The sequence below is a fragment of the Pseudomonas sp. ADAK7 genome, assembly GCF_012935675.1.
In the GTDB taxonomy this organism is placed as follows: domain Bacteria; phylum Pseudomonadota; class Gammaproteobacteria; order Pseudomonadales; family Pseudomonadaceae; genus Aquipseudomonas.
Genome location: NZ_CP052861.1, coordinates 3,901,060 through 3,927,508 on the forward strand (window position 1 = coordinate 3,901,060; position 26,449 = coordinate 3,927,508).

A 26,449-nucleotide genomic window follows, 5' to 3' on the forward strand; every position below is an offset into this window, starting at 1 on the left:
ATCTGTGAGCGAACTCATTCGAGTACCTGACATCGGCAGCGGTGAAGGTGAAGTAATCGAACTATTTGTGAAGGTCGGCGACCGTATCGAAGCCGACCAGAGCATCCTGACGCTTGAGTCGGACAAGGCGAGCATGGAAGTGCCTGCGCCGAAAGCCGGCATCATCAAGAGCCTGAAAGTGAAGCTGGGCGATCGCCTGAAAGAAGGCGACGAACTGCTGGAGCTGGAAGTCGAAGGTGCCGCTGCTGCGGCCCCTGCGCCTGCCGCTGCTGCGCCGGCTGCCAAGGCTGAAGCTGCACCGGCTGCTGCACCTGCCGCCGCGGCTCCAGCGGCCGCGCCTGCTGCCGCTTCGGTTCAGCAAGTGCACGTGCCGGACATCGGTTCGTCGGGCAAGGCCCAGATCATCGAGATCCAGGTCAAGGTCGGCGACACCGTCGCGGCTGATCAATCTTTGATCACCCTGGAATCCGACAAGGCGAGCATGGAAATTCCATCGCCTGCCGCTGGCGTGGTCAAGGCCATCAGCGTCAAGCTCAATGACGAAGTCGGCACCGGCGATCTGATCCTGGACCTGGAAGTGGCGGGTGCTGCGGCCCCTGCTGCTGCCGCGCCAGCCCAGGCTGCTGCTCCGGCCGCCGCCGCTGCTCCAGCGCCAGCCGCTGCGGCCCCGGCGGCACCGGTTGCCGACAGTGTTCAGGACATTCATGTCCCGGACATCGGCTCGTCGGGCAAGGCCAAGATCATCGAAGTGCTGGTCAAGGCGGGCGACACCGTCACTGCAGACCAGTCGCTGATCACCCTGGAATCCGACAAGGCAAGCATGGAAATTCCATCGCCTGCCGCTGGCGTGGTGGAAAGCGTTTCCATCAAGCTGGATGACGAAGTCGGTACCGGCGATCTGATCCTGAAGCTGAAAGTCAAAGGCGCTGCGCCTGCTGCTGCACCGGCTCCTGCCGCTGCCGCCGCACCGGCCGCTTCTGCTCCTGCTCCAACCGCTGCGGCACCTGCTGCTCCGGCAGCCGCCGCGCCTGCTGCGGCTCCGGCCAAGCCGGGCGCCAAGGTTCACGCCGGCCCGGCGGTGCGCCAACTGGCCCGTGAATTCGGCGTCGAGTTGAGCGCGGTCAGCCCAAGCGGTCCGCACGGTCGTGTGCTGAAAGAAGACGTGCAGGTTTACGTCAAAGCCATGATGCAGAAGGCCAAGGAAGCACCGGCCGCTGCCGCTGGCGCAACCGGCGGCGCGGGCATCCCGCCGATTCCGGTCGTGGACTTCAGCCGCTTCGGTGAAACCGAAGAAGTGCCGATGACTCGCCTGATGCAAATCGGCGCGTCGAGCCTGCACCGCAGCTGGTTGAACATCCCGCACGTGACTCAGTTCGATTCGGCTGATATCACCGACCTGGAAGCGTTCCGCATCGCACAGAAAGCCGTGGCAGAGAAGGCCGGCGTCAAGCTGACCATCCTGCCGCTGCTGCTCAAGTCGTGCGCGCACCTGCTCAAGGAACTGCCGGACTTCAACAGTTCGCTGGCACCAAGTGGCAAGGCGATCATCCGCAAGAAGTACGTGAACATCGGCTTCGCGGTCGACACCCCTGAAGGCCTGCTCGTACCGGTCATCAAGAACGTCGACCAGAAGAGCCTGTTGCAACTGGCAGCCGAAGCCGCTGCGCTGGCCGCCAAGGCTCGCGACAAAAAGCTTACCGCTGACGACATGCAAGGCGCCTGCTTCACCATTTCCAGCCTCGGCCACATTGGCGGCACCGGCTTCACGCCGATCGTCAACGCGCCGGAAGTGGCGATCCTCGGTGTTTCCAAGGCAACCATCCAGCCAGTCTGGGACGGCAAAGCCTTCCAGCCGAAACTGATGCTGCCGCTGTCACTGTCCTACGATCACCGTGTGATCAACGGCGCCGCTGCTGCACGCTTCACCAAGCGTCTGAGCGACTTGCTGGCGGACATCCGCACCATTCTGCTGTAACAACCGACAGGCCCTCCTTCACCGGAGGGCCTGTCGCGTTAGACGATTTCCGAGCGCCACGCTCGTACCTCAACCCCGCCAATTTGGCGGGGCTTTTTTTGCCTTCAAAAAAACCTGACTCCTTCCTACAGCCGTGGCTGATTTCGCCCACGACAGCAGTCCCTTTCGGCTCGATCTTTTTTGCCGGCCAATAACTAGGCTTAGTTGCATAAAGTTCAGCCTGAACTTTGAAACCTTCAATAGCTTAGTTAGCACTACTTCGAACGGATTCGAATATGTTCAAACCAACTGTCGGCCCGATTATTGGCCACACTACAACTAACCACGCGCGTATTTTTCTGCGCGGAGATTTTCAGCATAGCGACAGTGTATTTGCCGGTATCCGTTATCGGCGCCTGGGCGATGAACGCTGGACTAAAGGCGTGTTTGCCAAACTGTCACTCTTGCGCGACCGGTGCGATGTCATTGCGCTGAATAATCTGGGTGAAGATACCGAATACGAATACCAGGCGGGCTGGTTCAGCCCCATGAGCCCGGTGCATACCGTGGAAACGGTGCAGGAATTGCCGCTGCAATGGCCACGGGAGATCTATCGTTTTCGCACTCGCTCCAGCCAGCGCGTATTGCCGCGGGCCTATATTGTCGGGTCTTGCCGGTATCTGCGCATGACAGCCGGCATTGCGTCGATGCCGCACCTGGGCGACCGGATTTTTGCCTCAATCACGCAACTGGCGGAACAGGCCGACCCGCCGATCAGTGCGACGCTGATGACCGGGGACCAAATCTATGTCGATGACTTGAATCGCATCGCCCCTGATCGGGAATACAAGGAAATCCTCAGTAAATATCAGGCCGCTTTTTCACAGCCCAATATCAGAAAGTTAATGTCTGGCACACCGACTTACATGATCCTTGACGACCATGAAATTGAAGACAATTGGCCCGTCAATAAAAGCGAAAGTGATAACGACTTGTATGAAAATGCCATCGCCGCTTATGAGCTGTATCAAGCCAGCCACAGCCCTGCGCATGAATTATTGAGCAACGGGCAAATAAGCCGAAAGCTGGAACAGTATTGGTATCAGTTTGCCGAAGGCGATATTGAATGGTTTGTCACCGATAGCCGCACTCGGCGCAATTTGTCTGCCGAGGATCGACGCATCCTCGATGAAGAACAGGAACACGCGCTGCTCAAATGGCTGATCAACAGCCCGGCACGGGTGAAATTCGTGGTCACCAGCGTGATGTTTTATCCCGACCGTAAAAGCCTTGGCGATGACGCGTGGAAAGCGTTCCCGGAACAACGCCTGCGGCTGCTGGAGACTATTCGTACACACCGCATCCGCAACGTCATCTTCATTTCCGGCGATGTCCACGGCTCCCTGACCAGTCGTCTGACCCACAGTGAAGATCCGGACTTCGAGGTTCACACCATCGTTTCGTCGCCGCTGTGTAATAGCAAGTGGCTGCCGTATGCCAGGGAATCGACCTTCATCCTTGACCAGCCGTTGGCGCAAACAGCCGCTGGCGATTATCGGCATGAACTGACGAGCAAGGTGGTGAGCCAGGATAATTTTGCGCACCTGGTCGTTGAGGCTGAGCAGATCCGGGTCAATTACCACGATCGGGATGGCGTTCTATTGCAGACAATCGGCATTCCATTGCGTTAAAGAATCAAAAGATCGCAGCCTTCGGCAGCTCCGCGCGCCTGTGAGCGCCGTCGAAGGCTGCGATCTTTTTCCGCTCCAAACCATTACTTTCACCCCTGCGCTGGAGAAATCCTCTCTCCTGCCGACATATTCTTATAGCACTTGGCCTTCATGTCTCTTGTCAGTCGGTGCCGCAATGATGCAACCTTGCCGCAGGCAACAGTTAAGAGGGCGAGAGCCCGGCGCGATCAGCATATTCGAAGCGAGTTCCCTCCCATGAAAAGCCAACCCGATGCCGCCAGCCGTATGGTGGCCGAGGTAGTGACGCAGTTGCCTGTGCCCTCGCGGCTCGGCATGCTGCGTTTCGAACGGCTGAATGAAGCGAGCTGGGCGCTGCTGTTTCTCGATCCCAATTGCGAACGCCAGTTCGGCCTGCCGGCGGTGGAGCTGTGTGCGCTGGTGGGTTCGCCCTACGCCAGCCTGATGGAGCCCGAAGCGCGCTATCAACTGCATGACGCGATCCAGCTGCAACTCACCGAAAGCCCGCATTACCTGATCCGATACACCCTGCACACCGCCGCCGGCACCTTGAGCCTGCTGGAACTCGGCGAAGCCTACAAACAACACAATCGACACCTGCTGCGCGGCTACCTGCTGGTCGTGGACGGGCTATTCCAGGGTGAGCCGCTGCTGCCGGCCCTGGACCTGGAAACCCAGAACTCGCGCCTGCAAATCGCCCTGGAACTCAACCAGCGCGCGCAGCAGGAACAACTGCAGCACCTGGACCGGGTGCGTGCCCAGCAAGACCTGATCCTGCTGCTGACCCGCCAGCGCTACAGCACCGGCAATTCCCTGCAAGAAGCCGCCGAACTGATCACCCGCTGCGCCTGCGACATCTACGAAATAGACTGCGCCAGCCTGTGGAACCTCGAAGGTTCAACCCTGGTACCAATCTCGGCCTATCACCGCGCCACTCAGGAATACCTGATGCCGGAGCCGATCGACGCCAGCAGTTTCCCCGACTACCTCGACGCCTTGCACACCAGTCGCGCCATCGACGCACACAACGCAATCCGCGACCCGCGCACCCGGGACATGGCCGAGAGCCTGCGCCCGCGGGACGTCAACGCCATGCTCGACGCCAGCATTCGCGTCGATGGCCAGGTGGTCGGCGTGTTGTGCCTGGAACAGACCGGTGTCACCCGCGCCTGGCAGTCGGATGAAATCGCTTTTGCCGGTGAGCTGGCGGATCAGTTCGCCCAAGTCATCAACAACCACAACCGCCGCACCGCCACCAGCGCCCTGCACCTGTTCCAGCGCGCGGTCGAGCAAAGCGCCAACGCCTTTCTGCTGGTCAATTGCGACGGCGTGGTCGAGTACGTCAACCCGAGCTTCACCGCGATCACCCAGTACAGCACCGAAGAAGTCCACGGCCAGCGCCTGTCGGAACTGCCGGCGCTGGAAAATCTCAGCGAACTGCTGTTCGACGCACCCTCGGCGCTGGCCAAGAACAATAGCTGGCAGGGCGAATTCAAGAGCCGGCGCAAAAACCTCGAACCGTACTGGGGTCAGTTGTCGATCTCCAAGGTCTATGGCGATAACCGCGAGCTGACCCATTACATCGGCATCTACGAAGACATCACCCAGACCAAACTGGCGCAGCAGCGCATCGAGCGCCTGGCCTACACCGACAACCTGACCAACCTCGGCAACCGCCCGGCGTTTATCCGCAACCTGGATGAACGTTTCGCCCGAGACAGCGATACCCCGATCAGCCTGTTGCTGGTGGACATCGACAACTTCAAGCGGATCAACGACAGCCTCGGCCATCAGACTGGCGACAAACTGCTGATCAGCCTCGCCCGCCGCTTGCGCAATAGCCTGAGCTCCAGCGGCAGCCTGGCGCGCTTCGCCAGTAACGAATTTGCCGTGCTGCTGGACAACACCGACCTCTCGGCCGGCCAGCAAGTTGCCAACCAACTGCTGGCGACCCTCGACAAGCCGATGTTCGTCGACAACCAGTTGATCAGCGTTACCGGCTCCGTGGGCCTGGCCTGCGCACCGCTGCATGGCCGCGACCCGCAGACGCTGATGCGCAACGCCGGCCTCGCGCTGCACAAGGCCAAGGCCAACGGTAAGCATCAAGTCCAGGTGTTCACCGAAGCGCTGAACGCCGAAGCCAGTTACAAACTGTTCGTCGAAAACAACCTGCGTCGCGCCCTGACCCAGAACGAACTGGACGTGTTCTACCAGCCCAAGCTGTGCCTGCGCAGCGGTCGTCTGCTGGGGATGGAAGCCTTGCTGCGCTGGAACCATCCGGAAAAAGGCATGATCCGCCCCGACCAGTTCATCAGCGTGGCGGAAGAAACCGGCCTGATCATTCCGATCGGCAAATGGATCGCCCGTCAGGCCTGCCGCATGAGCAAGGAACTGACCGCCGCGGGTCTGGGCAATCTTCAGGTGGCGATCAACCTGTCGCCCAAGCAGTTCTCCGACCCGGACCTGGTGGCGTCCATCGCCAGCATCCTCAAGGAAGAAGCGCTGCCGGCGAACTTGCTGGAACTGGAACTGACCGAAGGCTTGCTGCTGGAAGCCACCGAAGACACGCACTTGCAGCTCGACCAGCTCAAGCGCCTGGGCCTGACCCTGGCCATGGACGACTTCGGCACCGGTTACTCATCGCTCAGCTACTTGAAAAAATTCCCGATCGACATCATTAAGATCGATCGCAGCTTCATCCACGAAATCCCGGACAACCAGGACGACATGGAAATCACCTCCGCAGTGATCGCCATGGCCCACAACCTGAAACTCAAGGTCGTGGCGGAAGGCATCGAGACCGCCGAGCAGTTGGCGTTCCTGCGCCGCCACCGTTGCGACGTCGGCCAGGGCTACCTGTTCGACCGCCCGATCCCGGGTTCCGAGCTGATCGAAAAGCTCAAACGCTACCCGCGCGGCCCTCTCGCCTGACAGCGGCGTAACACTCGGGCAAACTGCGTGTCTGACAATTTACATTCAACCTGACTGAGGGGACTGATCATGGTCTTGCGCTCGGAAATTCTGGTGAACAAAAACGTGCTCCCGACTAAAGAACAAGCTCTGCCTGGCCGTGAAACCCCGATGAACCTGCCGGAAAAACACTTCGTCCACGACGCGCCGCTGCTGGGCCCGTTCGCGATGGACGTGGATTTCGCAATCTTCGGCCTGGGCTGCTTCTGGGGCGCGGAACGCAAGTTCTGGCAGCGCGAAGGCGTGGTCAGCACGGTGGTGGGTTATGCCGGCGGCTTTACGCCGAACCCGACGTATGAAGAAGTCTGCTCCGGCCTGACTGGCCACAGCGAAGTGGTATTGGTGGTCTACGAACCGGCGAAAGTCAGCTACGAAGAATTGCTGAAGATGTTCTGGGAACTGCACAACCCGACTCAGGGCATGCGCCAGGGGAACGACATCGGCACCCAGTACCGCTCGGTGATCTACGCCACCAACCCGGATCAGCTCGCCGCCGCCAAGCACAGCGAACAAGTGTTCCAGGCTGAACTGACCAAGGCTGGTAAAGGCACTATCACCACGGAAATCGACGAAGCGCCGACGGTCTACTTCGCCGAGGCGTATCACCAGCAGTACCTGGCCAAAAACCCTGAAGGGTATTGCGGGATTGGCGGTACGGGCGTGACTTGCCCGATTTGATCGCTTGACCTGATCGTTCCCACGCTCGGCGTGGGAATGCAGCCCGGGACGCTCCGCGTCCCTTTCTCGAGCTGGAACGCAGAGCGTCCCTAGAGGCATTCCCACGCAGAGCGTGGGAACGATCGGTCAACTCTCAGCAATCAACCAATCCATCTGCCACCCACCCTGGGTCTGCCCCAACTTCTGGGACAACCACGGCAGCAACTCACGCAATTCCTCTTCCAAACCCCACGGCGGATTCGCAATCGCCAACCCCGAACCGTTCAGGCTGTTCGGCGTATCCAGCGGATGCACCAGCAACTCCACCCGCAACAACTTCGGCGCGCCCGAGCCGGCCAGGTCCTGATAGAAACGACGCAGCAGGCGCTGGTCCTTCACCGGGTACCAAATCGCCGCCACCGTCTGACGCATCCGCCCCACCGCTTCTTTCAACGCCGCCGCACAGCGCTGCATCTCATCGAGCTGCTCGAACGGCGGATCAATCAACATCACCGCACGCTTCTCCTGCACCGGCAACATCGCCCGCGGCACATGCCAGCCTTCGCCCAAGTGAACCTTCACCCGACGATCACCGGCCATGTTGTCCTTGAGCAGCAAACCGTCTTCAGGGTGCTTCTCGTTGAGCATCACCCGATCCTGCGGCCGCGTCAGACGCCGCGCCAACTCAGGCGACCCTGGGTAATAGCGCAACTGGCCATCCGGGTTCATGTCGTGCAACACCTTCATGTAATCGGCGGTCAGCTCCGGCAGATCCGGCTGATCCCACAACCGCGCGATCCCTTCCAGGTACTCCCCGGTACGGCTCGCCTGATCACCCTGCAGGTCATACAGACCAATACCGGCGTGAGTGTCGAGATAGGCAAACGGCTGCTCCTTGCGCGACATCAGGGCGATGAGGCGGGTCAAAGTCAGGTGTTTGAACACATCGGCGTGATTGCCGGCATGGAAGGCGTGACGATAATTCATGATTGCTCCTGCGAAGGCCGGGAAGTTTACCTTGTACCGAGCCGAACGTCAGGGGTTCACGGCTGAGCGGGCATTCCGCACTCTGATCGTTCCCACGCTCCCGCGTGGGAATGCCGCCAGGCACGCTCCGCGTTCCAGCCGCACCATCGATGTCGCGCCTGACACCGAGGTGACGCAGAGCGTCACGGGCTGCATTCCCACGCAGGAGCGTGGGAACGATCATCGTGCAGCCCTACTCCGGCGACCGAGCCCGCAACCGCCGCCCAATCACATCCAACACATCACAGCCATCGCGCAACGGAATGGCGCAGAGCAAGGCAAAGTCACTGAGGATGAAGGACTCACATTCGATTGAATCGCGCATGGACAAGTTTTCCAGCACCTGAGTAACGGCGCGGATTCGATAGTTGGCAGCGTCATACAAAACATCGAGCGGGGCGTGGGTGTCGACGAACAAGGTGGGCATTTCACAGCAATTGCTGGTGAGCGCCATGAAGCGGTTTTCGGGGTGGGGGACTGGTTTTTCGTAGGGTGGATCGGGGTGTAGTGTCTTCATTTTCAAGTTCCAAAGGCAACAAATAGGAACTGCCATCAGCCTTCCTACAGGCTTGGGTGGCAGCTATGCGCGGGGTAGGAATATCGAGGCCTTTGGAAAACTCGACCACGCCGAAGCGTGCCCGCGCATAGCCGCCGCAACTGATCTTACGGACGCACGTTAACGGCCGCAAACCAAGCTTCGACGCCAATACATTTCCAACGACTTTGAAGGGTTCCTACACCCTGCCACTGAATTTTCAGTGGCCACCAAAGACTATCGATGGAAAACATTTCATACCAGTTCATGAAAGCCGCCGCGGGTTGAAGGAAACTTCCGACGACCTTGTCCAGAAATTTCGCTCCTCAATCAGAAAGACACATCAATCCTGTCCACCCTGACCTTGACGAATTTTTCATTAAGCGCTGGATAGTCGTAGTGGATTTCCTGATCCATAAAGTCAACGAAGGATCGGAAGACACTTCAGTCCAAATAGCCATATAGAAAGCATGAAAAGCCATCGTTTATAACTTCAATAAGTGAGTCGGACCGCTTTTCCGCAACGGTAATGAAGTCAACATCAGGAAGGACTATCTCGAACTCAACCTCATAGGTTTCCCCTACCTGAATTTTTTCAGGACAGCAGCTCGCAAAGCATTTAACTTTCACACCATTGACAAGCAATAGAACTTCTTCAACGATAGGATTTACTGCCAGGACAATTACAACGTACTTATCTGTCACTTGAAGGCCCCACAGCTTACCACCGTACAAAAAAGCAATAACTAAAAACCTATCAACGAGAGGCCACTCAACAAAACAACTTAACGCATCGTCTCCACATCGAAAAACCCTATAGCAGAAATAAATCCGTCCCCTTTATTGCATACCAGTTCATGAAAGCCGCCGCGGGAGGAAGAAAACTTCCGACGACCTTGCCCGGAAATTTCGCAGCCCGTTGTGATCAGTGACGGTCAAATCCATTAGCCAATCTATCTGCTATATGGAGCAGCCAGGACACACCGGACTCCCACACATTCCAGTAGCAGTAGTAACAGCTCAGCTCTTGCAAAAGATAATTTCGTAATTCCATCTCATCCTTTCCCTGATTAAGCAGAGCAGTAATTTCTCCTCTGACAATAGTGAGATCTTCCGAGTCAGAATCAGCGAGAAAAGCATCTATTACTTGCTCAGCGGTCTCATGCTCCACCGTCCAATCTTGATGAAAATACGCTCCAAAAAACTGATGCAGCTCGGGGAATGTCTTATTCATATCTCTGGGAATCCTGTTAGTAAAAAATACCCCTCAGATAGACGCGGCTCTTTTATCAAGATCAGCAACACCTTAGATGCAGGTAATGAACCGAAAAACGGGACAGATTTATTTACGCAAAAAGGTACGGATTTATTTGTTGCTTTACCAAGTAGCTTTATCTTCAAGACTGGCCTTATCGACATCATCTTTCCATATCTCGCTTGCCAACCTGTATATATCCTCAAAAAACCCACGAGGATCATCTATTTCTGTTTCATCCCAGGCAAGAACCCTCGGATCTTCATAATCACTTTCAAACTGTGCAGAAAAATCAAAATCTTCTTGCTGCAGAATTCCCCGCAGCAGTTCAAATATGAGAAACCTATGCCTATAGGTTAAATAATCAAAATCAGAGATGATGAACCTTCTAATAATTACCTCTCGATCATTCTTTTCATTGGGATTATATACCCATAGCGCTTCGCCGAGCGTTTCTTCTCGATCATAAATAGAAATACCTGCCAGAATTGACGAAATTTTTAGCTCATATGGCATATCTACAAACGGGTGCTTCAACATTTTTTCACCTATCGCGGAAAAGCAGTGAATGGGCGAGTTGGATCCCGCTTATCAAATTTAACTTCCGCACCATCTAGATTCTCTACATAGCGAGGATTATCTGCATCATTAGGGTTAGGTTTGTAACCACGCCCGGCCCCTGGCAACTTCATTCTAACAATCGGATTTTGTTCACCATCGTAACCAGTCAGTCTAGGCACAGGACCTTGCATTCTGGAAAGAGCATGACGCAAAACACGATAGTGCATTATCCAGCTCTTGAATTGAGAGCTAGGCACTATCGGTCCTCTCACACCTTTCTTCGTGGGGTGCGAGCCGTCAATCGACCTTTGCTTCAAAGCTTTATCCTTAATCTCGGGACCGTGCTTTTCAACGGAATGCATTCTGTATTGCCTGTTCCACTTTAATACCTGACGCTTGGCTTCCTCCTCCGTTTTAGGTTCCGGGTCATTTGACTTAGGAAGCTTCGGAGCACCTTGACTGACGGTGGGCTTATTGGGACCCGCAGGTAGTGGACAGCCTACGTTTTTCTTGTTTTTCGGCGGAGGGCAGTTAGAGCTCAACCCCAACGGATCAACCCACCCCGTCGGATTCGGCGTGTACTGATACTGGTTGATCCCACCCGCCAACTTGATCGGGTCCGGCGTCAGGTACCGCCCAACGTCCGGATCATAGTACCGATGCCGGTTGTAATGCAGTCCGCTCTCGGCATCAAAGTACTGCCCCTGAAACCGCAACGGCTGTTCAAGTTGTTCACCCGCGCCATGCGTCAGCCCAGTGACCTTGCCGTAAGCGTTGTACTTCGCCGCCCAAACCACCTCGCCGCCGAAATCCGTCAACTCCAGCGGGGTGCCGAGATGATCAAGTTGGTAGTAAAACGGGCAAGCCTTGCGCGGGCCTTTGCCGTCGAGCATGGCTAATGGGCGGAAGGTGCCTGGCTCGTAGACGTAGCTGCGGTAATGCTCGCGACTACTTTCCGCAACGACCTGATCGCCCTGCCAGAAGAACTCGGTTGTCCGACCTTCGACGGTTTTGGCAATACGACGACCAAACGCGTCATAGCGATAACTCGCACAACTACCATCCGGCAACGTGACGCCAACCAACCGATGCTGGCAGTCATACCGATATTCGGTGACAAGTTTCTGCCCAGTCCCCCGACGTTCACGAACCAGATTGCCAAAGGCGTCATAGTCGTAATGCCGCTCCCCCTGCATCAGCAGGCGATTGCCTTTAACGGTCGCCGCACCCGGCCGATTCTGCATCAGCAAGTTCCCCGCAGGATCATGGGCAAAGCTTTCCGGCGGTTCGTCGCGGGAGTGGCGCACGCGGGTCAGGCGGTTGAGGGCGTCGTAGTAATAGTTGCGCTGGCCGTGGCGGCTGTCGGCGATGGCGGCGAGGTTGCCGTTGACCGCGTAGCTGTAGTGGCGTAGGTATTGCGGGCGGTTTTGTTGGTGGACGGCGTGGGCTTGCAGGCGGCCTTGTTCGTCGTAGTGGTAGTGGCTGGTCAGTTGCCCCTGTTGGCGTTGTTGTTCGCGACCGAATTGGTATTGGTGGGTAGTGAGCCGTGCGCCGTTGAGGTCGATGGCGCTGAGTGCGCCACCCTTGGCGTGGTGGTAGTCGAGTTTGCTGTTGTCCGGCAGGCGCAGGCGTTTGAGTTGGCTGCAGGCGTCGTAGCCGTAGCGCAAGGTGCCCCAGCCCTGGTGCTCGGTGATGAGGCGGTCTTGCTTGTCGTATTCGAATTCCAGCGGATGGTCGCTGCCGTCATCGACGCCGACCAAGCGGCCAAGACTGTCGTAACGGTACGAAACCTTGATGCCGTCGGGCAGGGTTTTGACCAATAGCCGCCCTGCCGAATCCCGTTCGTAAGCGGTGATCAGCTGCGAGCCGTCCTCGCCGAACTCGGTTTTCTCCAGCAATTGGCCGTTGAGGTCGTAGGCATACGCCGTGCGTTGCCCGTCGAATCCGGTTTCTTGTCGGATCAATCCGTTGGGCGTGTAGTCCAGCTGATATTTTTCGCCGGATTCGTTTTCGATTTCCGTCAGAAGAAGCTGGGCGCTGTCGTAGCGATACTTCAGCTGCGTGCCGTCGGGGTTGATGCGGCGGCTGACCAGGTGCAGTTCGTCGGCGTATTCGTAACGAGTGACGTGGCCGAGTTCGTCCTGTTCGGCGGTGATCTGGCCGTAGGCGTTGTAGCTGAACGCGCGGGTGGCGCCTGTAGGAAGAGTCGTATGGATCAGTCGGCCGACGGCGTCCCACTGGTAGCGAGTAACAGCGCCATATTCGTCCTGGCTGGTAGTCCGTCGGCCCAGCACGTCGTAGGAATAACGCCGCACGCTGCCATCCGGCAGGGTCTCTTCGACCAGTTGCCCCAAGCCATTCCACACAAACACATGCCGAGCGGTGTCCGGGTAGCGGATCGACAGCAACCGCCCTTGAGCGTTGTAGTGGTAATGGGTGACCTGCCCGTCCGGGTCGACGGCCTCGGTGACATCGCCCTGGGTATTGCGCCGATACGTCCACACCGCTTCGCCGCGATAGCGCGCATGCAGGAAACCGTTGCGGTACTCGTAGGCCGTTGGCTCGTCTTCCGGCGGAATCAGCGCCACCAGGCGTCCGACTTCGTCGTAGCGGTATTCGGTGACGGCGCCGAGCGGGTCTTGCTCAGCGATCAGCCGGCCGTTGTCGTCGTAGGCCTTGAGGTGTTCGCCACCGTCCAACTCAACCTTGCGCACCAGCCGCGCGTGGTCGCCGTGGACGTAAACCTCTTCGCTGCCATCGATGTTTTGAACGGTGACACTGCCCTCGTCATCCCAGACGTAACGGGTGTCCATCTGCGAAAACGACGCCCAATGCCGGACACATCGCGCAGCCTTGCCAGACCTTTCCCACGCCCAGAAGAAACTCGCCCCACCGGTCAATTGCCGCTGGAGGATCACGTGTTGATCGTCGTAGTCGTAACGCTCGCTTTCGCCGGCAGCGTTGGTCGCTTCGATCAGTCGATGGCGTTCGTCGTAGCGGTAGCTGACCAGCGTCTGCTCGGTGTGCCAGGCATCATCGAGTGTCTCGGCCGGGCGAAATTGCTGATAATCGACGGCGATCAAATGGCTGCGGTCATAGCGCAACAGCAAAGCGCGACCGGCGCCGTTGTCGAGGCGTTTGATGCGGTCCTGGCGGTCGCGGGTGATGCGTAGACGGTTGTCGTACGCATCGCTGATCGCTGTCAGAAAACCGTTATGAAAGTGGTAGAAACGGGTTTCTTCGCCAGCCTGGGCGAGGATCAGTTCTTCCGGTTCTTCGCCGAGATAAATCGCTGCGCGTGACAGGCTGTTGTGGATCGCCGGGCGCTCGGCGGATGGCAGCGGAAACGTAGTGCGACGGTTTTCGTGGTCAATCCAGATGACGTTGTCGCCATCGATTTCCAGGTGATGCGCGAGGGTGTGGCTCCAGCCGAAACCGAGGCCGTTGTCGATTTCGGCGGCGCTGGTGCGATAGAGCCGGGTGAAGTCGAACGGCAGGAGGCCGTCCAGCGAACCGTCGGTGAGGGTCAGCAGCTCTTCGCCCGTGACCATCGATACCGGACAGCCATTTTTGCAAGTCGATGGCACACAGGTGGCGGCGTCACCGTTTGGGTTTTGCGCTTGGTCGGGCGCGTCGTCGTGGTGTTCGTTTTTCTTGATCGTGGTATTGCGCCGGGCGTCCCACCGCAGGCGCATTGCACCATTCTTAATACCCGCGGCGATGCCTCGCACCGCCACTTTTTTGTAGCGGTCAACGTAGGTCATGAAGCGGTCGAGGATGCTGAAAGTCGCCTTGACGAAACGAATCGCGAGCTCGGCCAGCCACTTCCCGTACTTGACCCCACGCAAGGTCAAAAAAGCCACGGCGGCGGGCACACCGACACCCGTCAGGCACAGCGCAAAAGCGATCAGGATATCGATCAGCACCGTGACAATGACGTTGCTGATCATCTCTGCGGATGACCCCATCATCTGGCTGGGTGGCAGCGCCGAAAACCAGAGACTTGCCGTGCGAAACAGCAAGCACAGTGCGGCTTCGTCACTGGCCAGCAGCATGGCTTTTTCCATCGCCGCGGGGGATTGCTCGGCTAAATCGATGAGTTGCTGCGCGCCGCTGCCGAGTCGATCAAGGTGATCGCCCGGGTTTTTAAGGATGTCGAAAACGAGGCTGATGCTGTCCCAGACGCCGATGATCGCCGCCCAGCTTCCCGCGAGCAGGCCGTTACCCACCGCAGCCATAACCGACTGCGACCACTGCGGCTTGAAGCCTTCCCACTCACTGCGTAGCCAGCCTTCCAGCTCTTGGGTCAAGCCGTCGTACGATTCGAAAAGCTCGTCGATTTGCTCCGGCGTCACTTCGCTCTGAACGCGGATGCGATAGAACTTGCCGGGCGTGCCGGAGAATTGGCCCTTGCCGTATTGATCAAGCGTGACGGGCGTCGTCTCGCCGCCCTCAATCGCGACGACATCCACCTGAATGTTCCCCAAGGGAATGTCGTAAACCGACTCGAACTTGCTCTCGATCTCCAGAGTTCCACTGTCCGAACACTGGGCAACGCTTGAGAAAAAATCGTCGTCACGACTGCTCACCGCCGTGGTGGTGTTGCCCAGTTTGATCGTCCGCTCCATGCCCATCAGAGAAGGCATATCCGTGGCGCGGCTGACCTTGTCCGCAGCCCGGACGAACAAGCCGTCGAGCTGTTGGCGATACACGCTCAAGGTGCCTTTGAAACTGTCGAGCTCCTGCTCGATGTACACCATCTGATCCATCAGTTCAGCTCCACCATCAGGTAATCCACTAAGGCTTGTTTCGGTGCTTTCGGCAGGTCCGGCGCCTCAAGAAAACTCGCGACCTTGCGCCGCAGTACACTTTCGGAAAACGCTTCGAACAGGTCCGGGCGGTCTTCGCTCAGCCACTTCAGCAAGTTGTTGATTTGGGTGACGGCGGAATGCGCGGCGAGTTGACTCAGCAATGACTCGGGGACTTGCCACCATGGGAAAACCTGGGTGCTTTTCAATGCGCGACCACCGATGTCGAGCGACTGGCCATTGATCAGGCAACGCCCGATTACTGGCAGCAGTTGCGCGGCATCAACCTCGGTGGATCGCAGAATCGGCAGCAAGTAACGTCCATCCCAGAAGCGGAAAAACACACTGTTGCCATTGGGTAGCAGCGCTTGCGTGAGGGAGCGCAAGTGCTCGACCAGCGCTTCGGGACTGGCCGAGGAAACTGCCAACCAACCCCAGTCGCATGACTCGGTAGTGGCGACCCACTGCAGAAACTCACGGTCCGCAGCGACGATTCCCACAAAAGGCATTACCGGTTCCCACTCGGCGTAGGCGGTATCGGCCCAAATCGGTCTCGGCGCTTGAGCGGTGATCGAGCACTGCCAGGCGTTGAACGGCTCAGCCGCGCTGGCATTGCTGAAGATCGCGAAGAGGTGTTCCGACGGTTCTAACGGCTGCTGTTCCAGCCAGTCGTGAGGCGACAAGTGATCAGGCGGCACAGACACCGCCCTTGCAGCGCTCGCATTCTTCGCAGAACGGCGCATCACTTTTCAGGCTGAGAATCTGAGCTGCGCTGAGCAACGCTGCCGGTGCTGCGGCGAGTTTCAGTGGAACGTCCGGCGAATTCGCTACCGCCGCCATGGCCGCCATCGGCGCCCCACCAACCACAATCGGCACGCTGCTGAAAATCCCGCCAGGCCCAATGTTGATCCACTGCCCGCCCGCCTGAATCGTTGCACTGGCGCCACCGTCGATCACCACTTGCTGGCCGGCGCTGACATGGAATTGCTGACTGGCGTTAATGGCCTGGCTGGTCACGCGGATGTGCCGATCGCCGGTCACCAGCAGATGATCGTCCTGCCGGATTTCAGTCTGGCGCTGGCCGTGGGTGATGCGTTGCTCGTCGGCCTTGAGCTCATGGCGGGCGATGCCGGTGACGACGATGCTGCGGGCGTTATCGACCTGTACCTGTTGATCATTCAGTACGTGCTGGGTCCAGTTTCGCTGGGCGCGCAGGTATATTTCCTCGGCGCCTTTGCGATCCTCGATGCGCAATTCGTTGTAGCCACCGCCTCCCGGACTGCTCTGGCTGCGGAAAATACTGCGGGTTTTGTCCGCCGGCAGGTCCAGCGGGACCGGGGTCGCGGTGTTGGGCAGGCAGCCCATCACCAGTGGTTTGTCGGCGTCGGCGTCGATGAAGCCCACCAGCACTTCCATGCCGACTCGCGGAATCAACACGCTGCCATACCGGTCGTGAGCCCAGCCGCTGGCGACCCGCAGCCAGCAACTGGAATGTTCATTGAGCTGGCCGTCGCGGTCCCAGGCGAGCTGGACTTTGACCCGGCCATATTCATCGCAGTGGATTTCGCTGTCAGTCGGGCCAGTGACGACGGCGGGTTGATAGCCGAGCATGCGCGGCTTGTCCGGCCCCAACGGCGGGCGAAACGAAACGTCCCACGGCGTTGCGAGAAAGGTATTGCGATAACCCTGGAATTCTCCGTCGTCGGTGGCGGACTCTTCCAGCACCTGCGGCTGTCGGCCACGGTGTTCGATTTCAGTGATCAGCCACAGGTCGTTCCAGGCGTCGCGCGGATGTTCAGCCAATTGCAGGAAATGTCCGCTGACCAACGCCGATTGATCGCTGCACCCTTCAGCCTGACGGTAATCCGCGCCGTGGCGCTCCAGCGCTCGTTGGGTCAGTTGCTTGCCGGATTCGCGACCGGTGAATTGTCCGGGGAAGTGGTAGTCCTCCAGCACCGGTCGCTGTTCATTATCGACACGGCTTTCAAGGGGCAGGTGCGGTTTGTGGAAGTCGTAGTCCCGGCGTGTAACCGCTGTAGTCCGGGTTTCCAGGCGCACGTTGAAACGCTTGATCGCCGGAGCGCTCGCGGCCATGCCGCTGCCGGGCAAGTACAGCGTGGGCTCGGGCAGACGCGGGAACACCGTCTGGTCGTCGCCGAATACCAACAGATGGCCGTCGGAGCTGTGCTGGAAATGGAAGTGAATGCCAATCTCGGCGCACAGGCGCTGGATGAACGCCAAGTCGCTTTCCGCGTATTGCACGCAGTACTCGCGTTCGGGGTAATCGCTGCCGAGTTGAAATTCGAAGGCATCGCGCTGGATACCGTGGTCCTTGAGGACCTGCGCGATGATCGCCGGCACGCTTTTGTGCTGGAAGATTCGCTGATTGAACCGTTGACTAAGGTAAGTCAGGCGCGGGACCAGACTGACTTGATAGCGCGTCAGACGATTACCGGAATCTCCTTGGCCGACGCGATAAATCTGACCCTGAATGCCGGAACCTTGCGCATCGAAACTCAGAAATGCCTGACGGTGCAGGAGGTTTTCGAGTTCGAGGTCGGGCTGTTCGCTGACCAGTTCCAGGTCGAAACGAAACGGTTGGCTGATGGCTTCCTTGCCCGTGAACTCAAGCACCTTGAGCTCATTCTGGACGCCGTCGAGGGTCAACGTGAAACGCGGTTGATTGGCAGGCGCGAACATCCGATGTGTCTCTGCAGAATGAAGGCGGGCGATTCTGCATGAGCAAAAAGGGGTGTTGAGCGGAGGGCAGGAAAATCAGATTTGCCCTACTTTTTTAGGGATTTGTCCTTCAAGAATCGGGATGTTTGGCTACAGACATTTCCCTTCGGAGGAAGTGTGGTGGCTCCAATAACTCTGATTTGTTTCCCGCAAACAAAAAAACGGCCCGCCTCCAACAGGAGACGGGCCGTTTTTGTAAGCGAAGAATCAGAGCCTTAGCCCATCCCCATCACTTGTTCAGGCGGAAATCCGCTTCGGCCGCAGCAAAGCGCATCAGCATGCCTTTGCTCGGCGCACCCAGCTTGCTGACGATGTAGATCGCCAGGCTGGCGAAGATGAAGCCTGGGATAATTTCGTACAGACCCAGCAGTTCGAAATGCTTCCAGACGATCACAGTGATTGCACCCACCAGGATGCCGGCCAGTGCGCCGTTACGGGTCATGTCTTTCCAGATCACCGAGATCAGCACCACAGGACCGAACGCAGCGCCGAAACCGGCCCAGGCGTAGCTGACCAGACCCAGTACACGGTTGTTCGGGTTGGCGGCCAACGCGATGGCGATCAGGGCAACCAGCAACACCATGGCGCGGCCAACCCAGACCAGTTCAACCTGGGAAGCGGTTTTACGCAGGAAGGTTTTGTAGAAGTCTTCGGTCAGGGCGCTGGAGCACACCAGCAACTGGCAGCTCAGGGTGCTCATCACGGCAGCCAGGATGGCCGACAGCAACACACCGGCAACCCAAGGGTTGAAGAGGATTTTCGCCAGCTCGATAAACACGCGCTCGTGGTTTTCGGTCACAGGCGCGGCCAGATCAGGGTTGGCCGAGAAGTAGGCAATACCGAAGAAGCCTACAGCGACGGTGCCGCCCAGGCACAGGATCATCCAGGTCATGGAGATGCGACGAGCGTTAGCGATCGACTTGACCGAATCCGCCGCCATGAAGCGCGCGAGGATGTGCGGCTGGCCGAAGTAGCCCAGGCCCCAGCCCATCAGCGAGATGATGCCAATGAAGGTGGTGTTTTTCAGCATGTCGAAGTTGCTTGGGTCTTGCGCTTCGATAGCCAGGAACGTGGTGTCGACGCCACCGGTGGCCAGCAGCACGATGACCGGCGTCAGCAACAGGGCGAAGATCATCAGGGTCGCTTGTACGGTATCGGTCCAGCTCACGGCCAGGAAACCGCCGACGAATGTGTAGGCAATTGTCGCTGCAGCACCGGCCCACAGCGCCGTTTCGTACGACATGCCGAAGGTGCTTTCGAACAGACGGGCACCGGCGACGATGCCGGAAGCGCAGTAGATGGTGAAGAACACCAGGATCACGATGGCGGAGATGATCCGCAGCAAGCCGCTTTTATCTTCGAAACGGCTGGAGAAGTAGTCCGGCAGGGTCAGCGCATCGCCGTTGTGCTCGGTCTGCACCCGCAGGCGACCGGCGACGAACAGCCAGTTCAGGTAGGCACCGACGATCAGGCCAATGGCGATCCAGCTTTCGGAAAGGCCGGACATGTAGATCGCGCCCGGCAAGCCCATCAACAACCAGCCGCTCATGTCGGAAGCGCCGGCGGAAAGCGCGGTCACGACGCTGCCCAGGCTGCGACCGCCCAGGATGTAGTCAGAAAGGTTGTTGGTGGAGCGATAGGCCATGAAGCCGATCAGCACCATTGCTGCGATGTAGATCACGAACGTGATCAGGGTTGGATTGCTTACGCTCATTCGAATGCTGCCCTGGCTTTGTTTTTATGTAGCGGCGAGGTGTGAAACGCCGACAAACGACACTGTTTGTTCAGACGATTTCCAGCCCCACGCATTTATGACTGATGTTTCCCCAGGAAAGCCATCAGCCGGCACACCTGTCTTTTTTGACCGGTTGCACCTTCGGCGCGAATCCTATTCAACAAAGCAAATAAGGTGCAACCCATTTCTTGAGAATCAGTTGCACCTGATCGGATATTCGTGAAAAAGCCCTGTTTTTGCTCCTTTTTAGGGCAGTCCGAAGCATTTGCTAGAAGTAAAAGCACCAAGCAGAAGCGGCACGTTCGTACCGGAATTTAATTCCTGACGAGCTGCTTATTATTCCGACAAAAAAAGGGTTGCACCCGGTTGCACCTCAACCAACGCACAGCTAATCTTGCCGCCAGCTGATGCCACGCAGTCGTGGCAAACATGAGGATAAAAATATGGCTACCACCACCCTTGGGGTCAAACTTGACGACCCAACCCGCGAACGCCTCAAGGCTGCCGCGACCTCGATTGATCGCACGCCGCACTGGCTGATCAAGCAGGCAATTTTCAATTACCTGGAAAAACTCGAGGGTGGTGCAACCCTGACCGAGCTGAGCGGTTTGACCAAGGATTCCGACGATAACGTCGATGCGCCAACGGATCACGCCCATCAGTGCTTCCTCGAATTCGCCGAAAGCATCCTGCCGCAATCGGTCCTGCGCGCTTCGATCACTTCCGCTTACCGTCGCCCTGAGCCGGAAGTGGTGCCGATGCTGATCGAACAGGCGCGTCTGCCTGCCGCGATGGCCGAAGCCACCAACAAGCTCGCCTCGTCGATTGCCGACAAACTGCGCAATCAGAAAAGCGCCGGTGGCCGTGCCGGGATTGTTCAGGGCCTGTTGCAGGAATTTTCCCTGTCGTCCCAGGAAGGCGTAGCGCTGATGTGCCTGGCCGAAGCGCTGCTGCGCATCCCGGACAAGGGCACCCGCGACGCACTGATCCGCGACAAGATCAGCACCGGCAACTGGCAGCCGCACTTGGGCAACAGCCCGTCGCTGTTCGTCAACGCCGCCACCTGGGGCTTGCTGCTGACCGGCAAACTGGTCGCCACCCACAACGAAACCGGCCTGACTTCCTCCCTGAGCCGCATCATCGGCAAGAGCGGCGAGCCGATGATCCGCAAGGGCGTCGACATGGCCATGCGCCTGATGGGCGAGCAGTTCGTCACCGGCGAAACCATCGCCGAAGCCTTGGCCAACGCGAGCAAGTTCGAATCCAAGGGCTTCCGTTATTCCTACGACATGCTCGGTGAAGCGGCACTCACCGAACATGATGCGCAGAAGTACCTGGCCTCGTACGAACAAGCCATCCACTCGATCGGCAAAGCCTCCCACGGTCGTGGGATTTATGAAGGCCCGGGCATTTCCATCAAGCTGTCCGCCCTGCACCCGCGTTACAGCCGTGCCCAGTACGAGCGCGTGATGGACGAGTTGTACCCGCGCCTGCTGTCGCTGACCCTGTTGGCCAAGCAGTACGACATCGGCTTGAACATCGACGCCGAAGAAGCCGACCGCCTCGAGCTGTCGCTGGATCTGCTCGAGCGCCTGTGCTTCGAGCCGCAACTGACTGGCTGGAACGGCATCGGTTTCGTGATCCAGGCGTATCAAAAGCGTTGCCCGTACGTGATCGACTACGTGATCGACCTGGCTCGCCGCAGCCGTCATCGTCTGATGATCCGTCTGGTAAAAGGCGCGTACTGGGACAGCGAAATCAAGCGCGCTCAGGTCGAAGGCCTGGAAGGCTATCCGGTCTACACCCGCAAGGTGTACACCGACGTTTCCTACATCGCCTGCGCTCGCAAGCTGCTGTCGGTGCCGGAAGTCATCTACCCGCAGTTCGCCACGCACAACGCCCACACCCTGTCGGCCATTTACCACATCGCCGGTCAGAACTATTACCCCGGCCAGTACGAGTTCCAGTGCCTGCACGGCATGGGCGAACCGCTGTACGAACAAGTTGTAGGCAAAGTCTCCGAAGGCAAGCTGAATCGTCCGTGCCGCGTGTACGCCCCGGTCGGTACTCACGAAACACTGTTGGCGTACCTGGTGCGTCGCCTGCTGGAAAACGGCGCGAACACTTCGTTCGTCAACCAGATTGCCGATCAGTCGATCTCGATTCAGGCGTTGGTCGCCGATCCAGTGGCCAGCATCGAGCAGATGGCAACCGTGGAAGGTGGCTTCGGCCTGCCGCACCCGCGCATCCCGCTGCCGCGTGACCTTTATGGTGCCGAACGCGCCAACTCCAGCGGCATCGACATGGCCAACGAACATCGTCTGGCTTCGCTGTCCTGCGCCCTGCTGGCCACCGCTCACAACAGCTGGAAAGCCGCGCCGATGCTCGGTTGCACGTCCAGCACTGAAACTCCTGCGCCAGTCCTGAACCCGTCCGATCTGCGTGACGTGGTCGGTCATGTACAGGAAGCGACTGTCGAAGACGTCGACAACGCAATCCAGTGCGCCCTGAATGCCGGCCCGATCTGGCAGGCCACCCCGCCCGCCGAACGCGCCGCGATCCTGGAACGTGCCGCCGATTTGATGGAAGGCGAGATCCAGCCGCTGATGGGCCTGTTGGCCCGTGAAGCCGGCAAGACCTTCGCCAACGCCATCGCCGAAGTGCGTGAAGCCGTGGACTTCCTGCGTTATTACGCGGTGCAGGCACGCAACGATTTCAGCAACGACGCCCACCGCCCGTTGGGTCCGGTGGTCTGCATCAGCCCATGGAACTTCCCGTTGGCGATCTTCAGTGGCCAGGTCGCTGCTGCCCTCGCCGCCGGTAACCCGGTACTGGCCAAGCCTGCGGAACAAACCCCGCTGGTGGCCGCTCAAGCCGTGCGCTTGCTGCTCGAAGCCGGGATTCCGGAAGGCGTGCTGCAATTGCTGCCGGGCCGTGGCGAAACCGTCGGCGCCCGTCTGGTCGGTGACGATCGGGTCAAAGGCGTGATGTTCACCGGTTCCACCGAAGTGGCTCGCTTGCTGCAACGCAACGTCGCCGGTCGCCTGGATGCTCAGGGTCGTCCGATTCCGCTGATCGCTGAAACCGGCGGCCAGAACGCGATGATCGTCGACTCGTCGGCACTGACCGAACAGGTTGTGATCGACGTGGTTTCCTCGGCCTTCGACAGCGCCGGCCAACGTTGCTCGGCTCTGCGCGTGTTGTGCTTGCAGGAAGATTCCGCCGACCGTGTCATCGAAATGCTCAAGGGCGCCATGGCTGAATGCCGTCTCGGCAACCCGGAGCGCCTGTCCGTGGACATCGGCCCGGTGATCGACGCCGAAGCCAAGGCTGGCATCGAGAAGCACATCCAGGCCATGCGCGACAAAGGTCGCAACGTGTACCAGGTGGCTATCGCCGACGCCGAAGAAGTCAAACGCGGCACCTTCGTGATGCCAACGCTGATCGAACTGGAAAGCTTCGACGAACTGCAACGTGAGATCTTCGGCCCGGTGCTGCACGTGGTTCGCTACAAGCGCAAAGACATCGACCAACTGATCGGCCAGATCAACGCGTCCGGCTACGGCCTGACCCTGGGCGTGCACACGCGCATCGACGAGACCATCGCCAAGGTGATCGACAACGTCAATGCCGGCAACGTCTATGTGAACCGCAACATCGTTGGCGCCGTGGTCGGCGTGCAGCCGTTCGGTGGTGAAGGTTTGTCGGGCACGGGTCCGAAGGCCGGTGGCCCGCTGTACCTGTACCGTCTGTTGTCGACCCGTCCTACGGATGCGATCGAACAATCCTTCGCTCGCGGTGACGCTATCGCTGCGCCGGACGTTCGTTTGCGCGATGCCATGAGCAAGCCGCTGACCGCCCTGCAAGCCTGGGCCGATAGCAACAAGTTTGCCGACCTGAGCACCTTGTGTGTGCAGTTCGCGGCGCAATCGCAAAGCGGGATCACCCGTGTACTGGCGGGCCCGACTGGCGAGCGCAACAGCTACGCCATCCTGCCTCGCGAGCACGTGCTGTGTCTGGCGGAAGTCGAAGGCGATCTGCTGACGCAACTGGCTGCTGTTTTGGCCGTAGGCGGTTCGGCGGTATGGCCGGAAGCTGAGTTGACCAAGGCAGTGTTCGCACGTCTGCCGAAGGAAGTTCAGGCGCGGATCAAGCTGGTTTCCGACTGGAACAAGGACGAAGTGGTGTTTGATGCGGTTCTGCATCACGGCCATTCCGATCAGCTGCGTGCGGTGTGCCAGCAAGTGGCCAAGCGTGCCGGGGCAATTGTCGGGGTTCATGGCTTGTCCCAGGGCGAGACTAATATTGCGCTGGAGCGTCTGGTGATTGAGCGCGCTTTGAGCGTTAACACCGCTGCGGCGGGTGGTAATGCCAGCCTCATGACCATCGGCTAACACGCCACTGATCGTTCCCACGCTCCCGCGTGGGAATGCCTCCTGTGACGCTCTGCGTCACGCCGTTTGGGGACGCGGAGCGTCCCGGGCTGCATTCCCACGCGGAGCGTGGGAACGATCATGCCCTACCCTCGTTTTGCCCCTCCATCACGCTCATCAATCATCCTGTTCAGCCTTTATTAGCGCGCCTAGACTCGGTCTATCCCCAAAACAGGTAGGCCGACATGTCCGAGACGCTGCTCAGTTCCCGCAATCTGGCTTTCGAGCTGTACGAAGTCCTCGATGCCGAGGGCCTGACCCAGCGTGAGCGGTTCGCCGAGCACAATCGCGAGACCTTCGACGCCGCCATCGGCACGGCCCGCAACATCGCCGAGAAATTCTTCGCCCCGCACAACCGCAAGGGCGACGAGAACGAGCCGCGCTATGAGAACGGTCAGGCGATTCTGATTCCTGAGGTGAAACCGGCGGTGGATGCGTTCCTCGAAGCCGGTTTCCTCAATGCCGCGCGAAGTTTCGACGCGGGCGGCATGCAACTTCCTACGTTGTTGTCCCAGGCTTGCTTCGCGCATTTTCAATCGGCCAACGCGGCATCCACTTCGTATCCGTTCCTGACCATGGGTGCGGCGAACCTGATCGAAAGTTTCGGTACCGAGGAGCAGAAGCAGCGCTTCCTGCAACCGATGATCGACGGGCGCTTTTTCGGCACCATGGCACTGACTGAACCCCACGCCGGTTCATCGCTGTCGGATATTCGTACACGGGCCGAGCCAGCGTCTGACGGCACCTATCGACTCAAGGGCAACAAGATCTTCATCTCCGGCGGCGACCATCCGCTGTCGGAAAACATCGTGCACATGGTGCTGGCCAAGTTGCCGGACGCACCGGCCGGGGTGAAGGGGATTTCGCTGTTTATCGTGCCCAAGTTTCTGGTCAACGATGACGGCAGCCTGGGTCAGCGCAATGACGTGTTGCTGGCTGGGTTGTTCCACAAGATGGGCTGGCGCGGCACTACGTCCACGGCGCTGAATTTCGGCGATAACGGCGAGTGTGTCGGCTATCTGGTGGGCAAGCCGCATCATGGCTTGAGCTATATGTTCCAGATGATGAACGAGGCGCGGATCGGGGTTGGCATGGGCGCGGTGATGCTCGGTTACGCCGGGTATCTGTATTCACTGGAGTACGCCCGCGAGCGGCCACAGGGTCGGGTGCCGGACAGCAAGGACCCGAATACCGCACCAGTGGCGATCATTCAGCACGCCGACGTCAAGCGCATGCTGCTGACCCAAAAAGCCTACGTCGAAGGCTCGTTCGACTTGGGGCTGTACGCGGCGCGACTGTTCGACGACACCACGACCCTTGAAACCGAAGACGCGCGCAAACAGGCCCATGAGTTGCTGGATTTGCTGACGCCGATCGTCAAATCCTGGCCATCGGAGTTTTGCCTGAAGGCCAACGAACTGGCGATCCAGATCCTCGGCGGCCACGGCTATACCCGCGAATACCCGGTGGAGCAGTACTACCGCGACAACCGCCTTAACCCGATCCACGAAGGCACGCACGGCATTCAGTCGCTGGACTTGCTTGGCCGTAAATTGGCGCAGAACGGTGGGGCGGGACTCAAGCAATTGATCCGGCTAATCGCCAATACCGCCGAGCGTGCCCAGGCGCATGAATCGCTGACGCCACTGCGTGAGCCGCTGGAGAAACTGGTGGCACGCCTGCAAACGGTGACCATCAGCTTGTTGACGGATCTGGGCCAGGGCAAGGTCAACAGCAGCCTGGCGAACTCGGCGCTGTACCTGAAAGTGTTCGGCCACACGGTGATTGGCTGGCGCTGGCTGGAACAAGCGATCCGCGCGGAGGAAGGGTTGGCCAAGGGCAATGCGGCGGATGTGAGCTTCTATAAAGGCAAGCTGCAGGCGGCGCGGTATTTCCTGACGTGGGAAGTACCGGGTTGTCACCATGAGTTGGCGATTCTTGAGGCGCGGGATGATGTTTGTTTGAGCATGCAGGATGAATGGTTCTGACACCCTCTCACTGATCGTTCCCACGCTCCGCGTGGGAACGCCTCAGGGGACGCTCCGCGTTCCAATGGGACGCGGAGCG

At 58.8% G+C, this 26,449-nt stretch carries 15 protein-coding genes; 6 read left to right on the forward strand and 9 right to left on the reverse strand.

The genetic code is table 11. The features are described 5' to 3' along the window. Nucleotides 1-4: 4 nt before the first annotated feature. The 4 genes from aceF to msrA all read left to right on the forward strand — a co-directional run bounded on the left by aceF (nucleotide 5) and on the right by msrA (nucleotide 7,311). Nucleotides 5-1,975, forward strand: a complete 1,971-nt coding sequence (gene aceF / locus HKK53_RS17975) for a dihydrolipoyllysine-residue acetyltransferase (RefSeq protein WP_169371938.1) — start codon at nucleotides 5-7, stop codon at nucleotides 1,973-1,975. Between the two features lie 275 nt (nucleotides 1,976-2,250). After that, on the forward strand, nucleotides 2,251-3,645 hold the full coding sequence (locus tag HKK53_RS17980) for an alkaline phosphatase D family protein (RefSeq protein ID WP_169371939.1): 1,395 nt from the start codon (nucleotides 2,251-2,253) through the stop codon (nucleotides 3,643-3,645). 255 nt (nucleotides 3,646-3,900) lie between these two features. Then, nucleotides 3,901-6,594, forward strand: coding sequence for a sensor domain-containing phosphodiesterase (locus HKK53_RS17985; protein WP_169371940.1), 2,694 nt, complete (start codon nucleotides 3,901-3,903; stop codon nucleotides 6,592-6,594). A gap of 69 nt (nucleotides 6,595-6,663) precedes the next feature. Further along, nucleotides 6,664-7,311 (forward strand): peptide-methionine (S)-S-oxide reductase MsrA, encoded by a 648-nt coding sequence (gene msrA / locus HKK53_RS17990; protein WP_169371941.1) that lies wholly within the window; start codon nucleotides 6,664-6,666, stop codon nucleotides 7,309-7,311. A 126-nt stretch (nucleotides 7,312-7,437) separates the two neighbouring features. On the opposite strand, the gene HKK53_RS17995 is transcribed toward msrA, so the two are convergent. The 9 genes from HKK53_RS17995 to putP form a co-directional block, all read right to left on the reverse strand. Then, a complete protein-coding gene (locus HKK53_RS17995; RefSeq protein WP_169371942.1) occupies nucleotides 7,438-8,277 on the reverse strand; it encodes a 23S rRNA (adenine(2030)-N(6))-methyltransferase RlmJ in 840 nt (279 codons plus the stop codon). 232 nt (nucleotides 8,278-8,509) lie between these two features. Further along, complete coding sequence (locus HKK53_RS18000; protein WP_169374259.1) at nucleotides 8,510-8,833, reverse strand: hypothetical protein; 324 nt, start codon at nucleotides 8,831-8,833, stop codon at nucleotides 8,510-8,512. Nucleotides 8,834-9,295: 462 nt separating this feature from the next. Further along, the gene (locus HKK53_RS18005; RefSeq protein WP_237150576.1) at nucleotides 9,296-9,556 is read right to left on the reverse strand and encodes a hypothetical protein; all 261 of its coding nucleotides are present in this window, start codon (nucleotides 9,554-9,556) and stop codon (nucleotides 9,296-9,298) included. A gap of 220 nt (nucleotides 9,557-9,776) precedes the next feature. After that, a complete protein-coding gene (locus tag HKK53_RS18010; RefSeq protein WP_169371943.1) occupies nucleotides 9,777-10,085 on the reverse strand; it encodes a contact-dependent growth inhibition system immunity protein in 309 nt (102 codons plus the stop codon). A gap of 144 nt (nucleotides 10,086-10,229) precedes the next feature. Further along, nucleotides 10,230-10,646: a hypothetical protein gene (locus HKK53_RS18015; protein ID WP_169371944.1), complete on the reverse strand. Its 417-nt coding sequence runs from the start codon at nucleotides 10,644-10,646 to the stop codon at nucleotides 10,230-10,232. 8 nt (nucleotides 10,647-10,654) lie between these two features. Next, nucleotides 10,655-15,436 (reverse strand): RHS repeat-associated core domain-containing protein, encoded by a 4,782-nt coding sequence (locus HKK53_RS18020; protein ID WP_169371945.1) that lies wholly within the window; start codon nucleotides 15,434-15,436, stop codon nucleotides 10,655-10,657. Continuing rightward, on the reverse strand, nucleotides 15,436-16,173 hold the full coding sequence (locus HKK53_RS18025; protein WP_169371946.1) for a DUF4123 domain-containing protein: 738 nt from the start codon (nucleotides 16,171-16,173) through the stop codon (nucleotides 15,436-15,438). Before HKK53_RS18025 ends, HKK53_RS18020 begins: the two co-directional genes overlap by 1 nt. Beyond that, nucleotides 16,163-18,175 (reverse strand): type VI secretion system Vgr family protein, encoded by a 2,013-nt coding sequence (locus HKK53_RS18030; RefSeq protein ID WP_169371947.1) that lies wholly within the window; start codon nucleotides 18,173-18,175, stop codon nucleotides 16,163-16,165. The genes HKK53_RS18025 and HKK53_RS18030 overlap by 11 nt, the downstream gene beginning before the upstream one ends. A gap of 268 nt (nucleotides 18,176-18,443) precedes the next feature. After that, a complete protein-coding gene (gene putP / locus HKK53_RS18035; protein WP_169371948.1) occupies nucleotides 18,444-19,928 on the reverse strand; it encodes a sodium/proline symporter PutP in 1,485 nt (494 codons plus the stop codon). A gap of 464 nt (nucleotides 19,929-20,392) precedes the next feature. Here putP and putA point away from each other — a divergent pair, with 464 nt between their 5' ends. Continuing rightward, nucleotides 20,393-24,343 carry a trifunctional transcriptional regulator/proline dehydrogenase/L-glutamate gamma-semialdehyde dehydrogenase gene (putA, locus tag HKK53_RS18040; protein WP_169371949.1) on the forward strand — a complete coding sequence of 1,317 codons (3,951 nt, stop codon included), beginning with the start codon at nucleotides 20,393-20,395 and terminating at the stop codon, nucleotides 24,341-24,343. 224 nt (nucleotides 24,344-24,567) lie between these two features. Next, complete coding sequence (locus HKK53_RS18050; protein ID WP_169371950.1) at nucleotides 24,568-26,370, forward strand: acyl-CoA dehydrogenase; 1,803 nt, start codon at nucleotides 24,568-24,570, stop codon at nucleotides 26,368-26,370. The last annotated feature ends 79 nt before the right edge of the window (nucleotides 26,371-26,449 follow it).

Bases quoted from the DNA above. Each gene is read 5' to 3' on its own strand.
- HKK53_RS18000 (WP_169374259.1), bottom strand. From the start codon at position 8,833: ATGAAGACACTACACCCCGATCCACCCTACGAAAAACCAGTCCCCCAC.
- HKK53_RS17985 (WP_169371940.1), top strand. From the start codon at position 3,901: ATGAAAAGCCAACCCGATGCCGCCAGCCGTATGGTGGCCGAGGTAGTG.
- HKK53_RS18010 (WP_169371943.1), bottom strand. From the start codon at position 10,085: ATGAATAAGACATTCCCCGAGCTGCATCAGTTTTTTGGAGCGTATTTT.
- HKK53_RS18030 (WP_169371947.1), bottom strand. From the start codon at position 18,175: ATGTTCGCGCCTGCCAATCAACCGCGTTTCACGTTGACCCTCGACGGC.
- putP (WP_169371948.1), bottom strand. From the start codon at position 19,928: ATGAGCGTAAGCAATCCAACCCTGATCACGTTCGTGATCTACATCGCA.
- msrA (WP_169371941.1), top strand. From the start codon at position 6,664: ATGGTCTTGCGCTCGGAAATTCTGGTGAACAAAAACGTGCTCCCGACT.
- HKK53_RS17980 (WP_169371939.1), top strand. From the start codon at position 2,251: ATGTTCAAACCAACTGTCGGCCCGATTATTGGCCACACTACAACTAAC.
- HKK53_RS18020 (WP_169371945.1), bottom strand. From the start codon at position 15,436: ATGGATCAGATGGTGTACATCGAGCAGGAGCTCGACAGTTTCAAAGGC.
- HKK53_RS18015 (WP_169371944.1), bottom strand. From the start codon at position 10,646: ATGTTGAAGCACCCGTTTGTAGATATGCCATATGAGCTAAAAATTTCG.
- HKK53_RS17995 (WP_169371942.1), bottom strand. From the start codon at position 8,277: ATGAATTATCGTCACGCCTTCCATGCCGGCAATCACGCCGATGTGTTC.
- HKK53_RS18050 (WP_169371950.1), top strand. From the start codon at position 24,568: ATGTCCGAGACGCTGCTCAGTTCCCGCAATCTGGCTTTCGAGCTGTAC.
- putA (WP_169371949.1), top strand. From the start codon at position 20,393: ATGGCTACCACCACCCTTGGGGTCAAACTTGACGACCCAACCCGCGAA.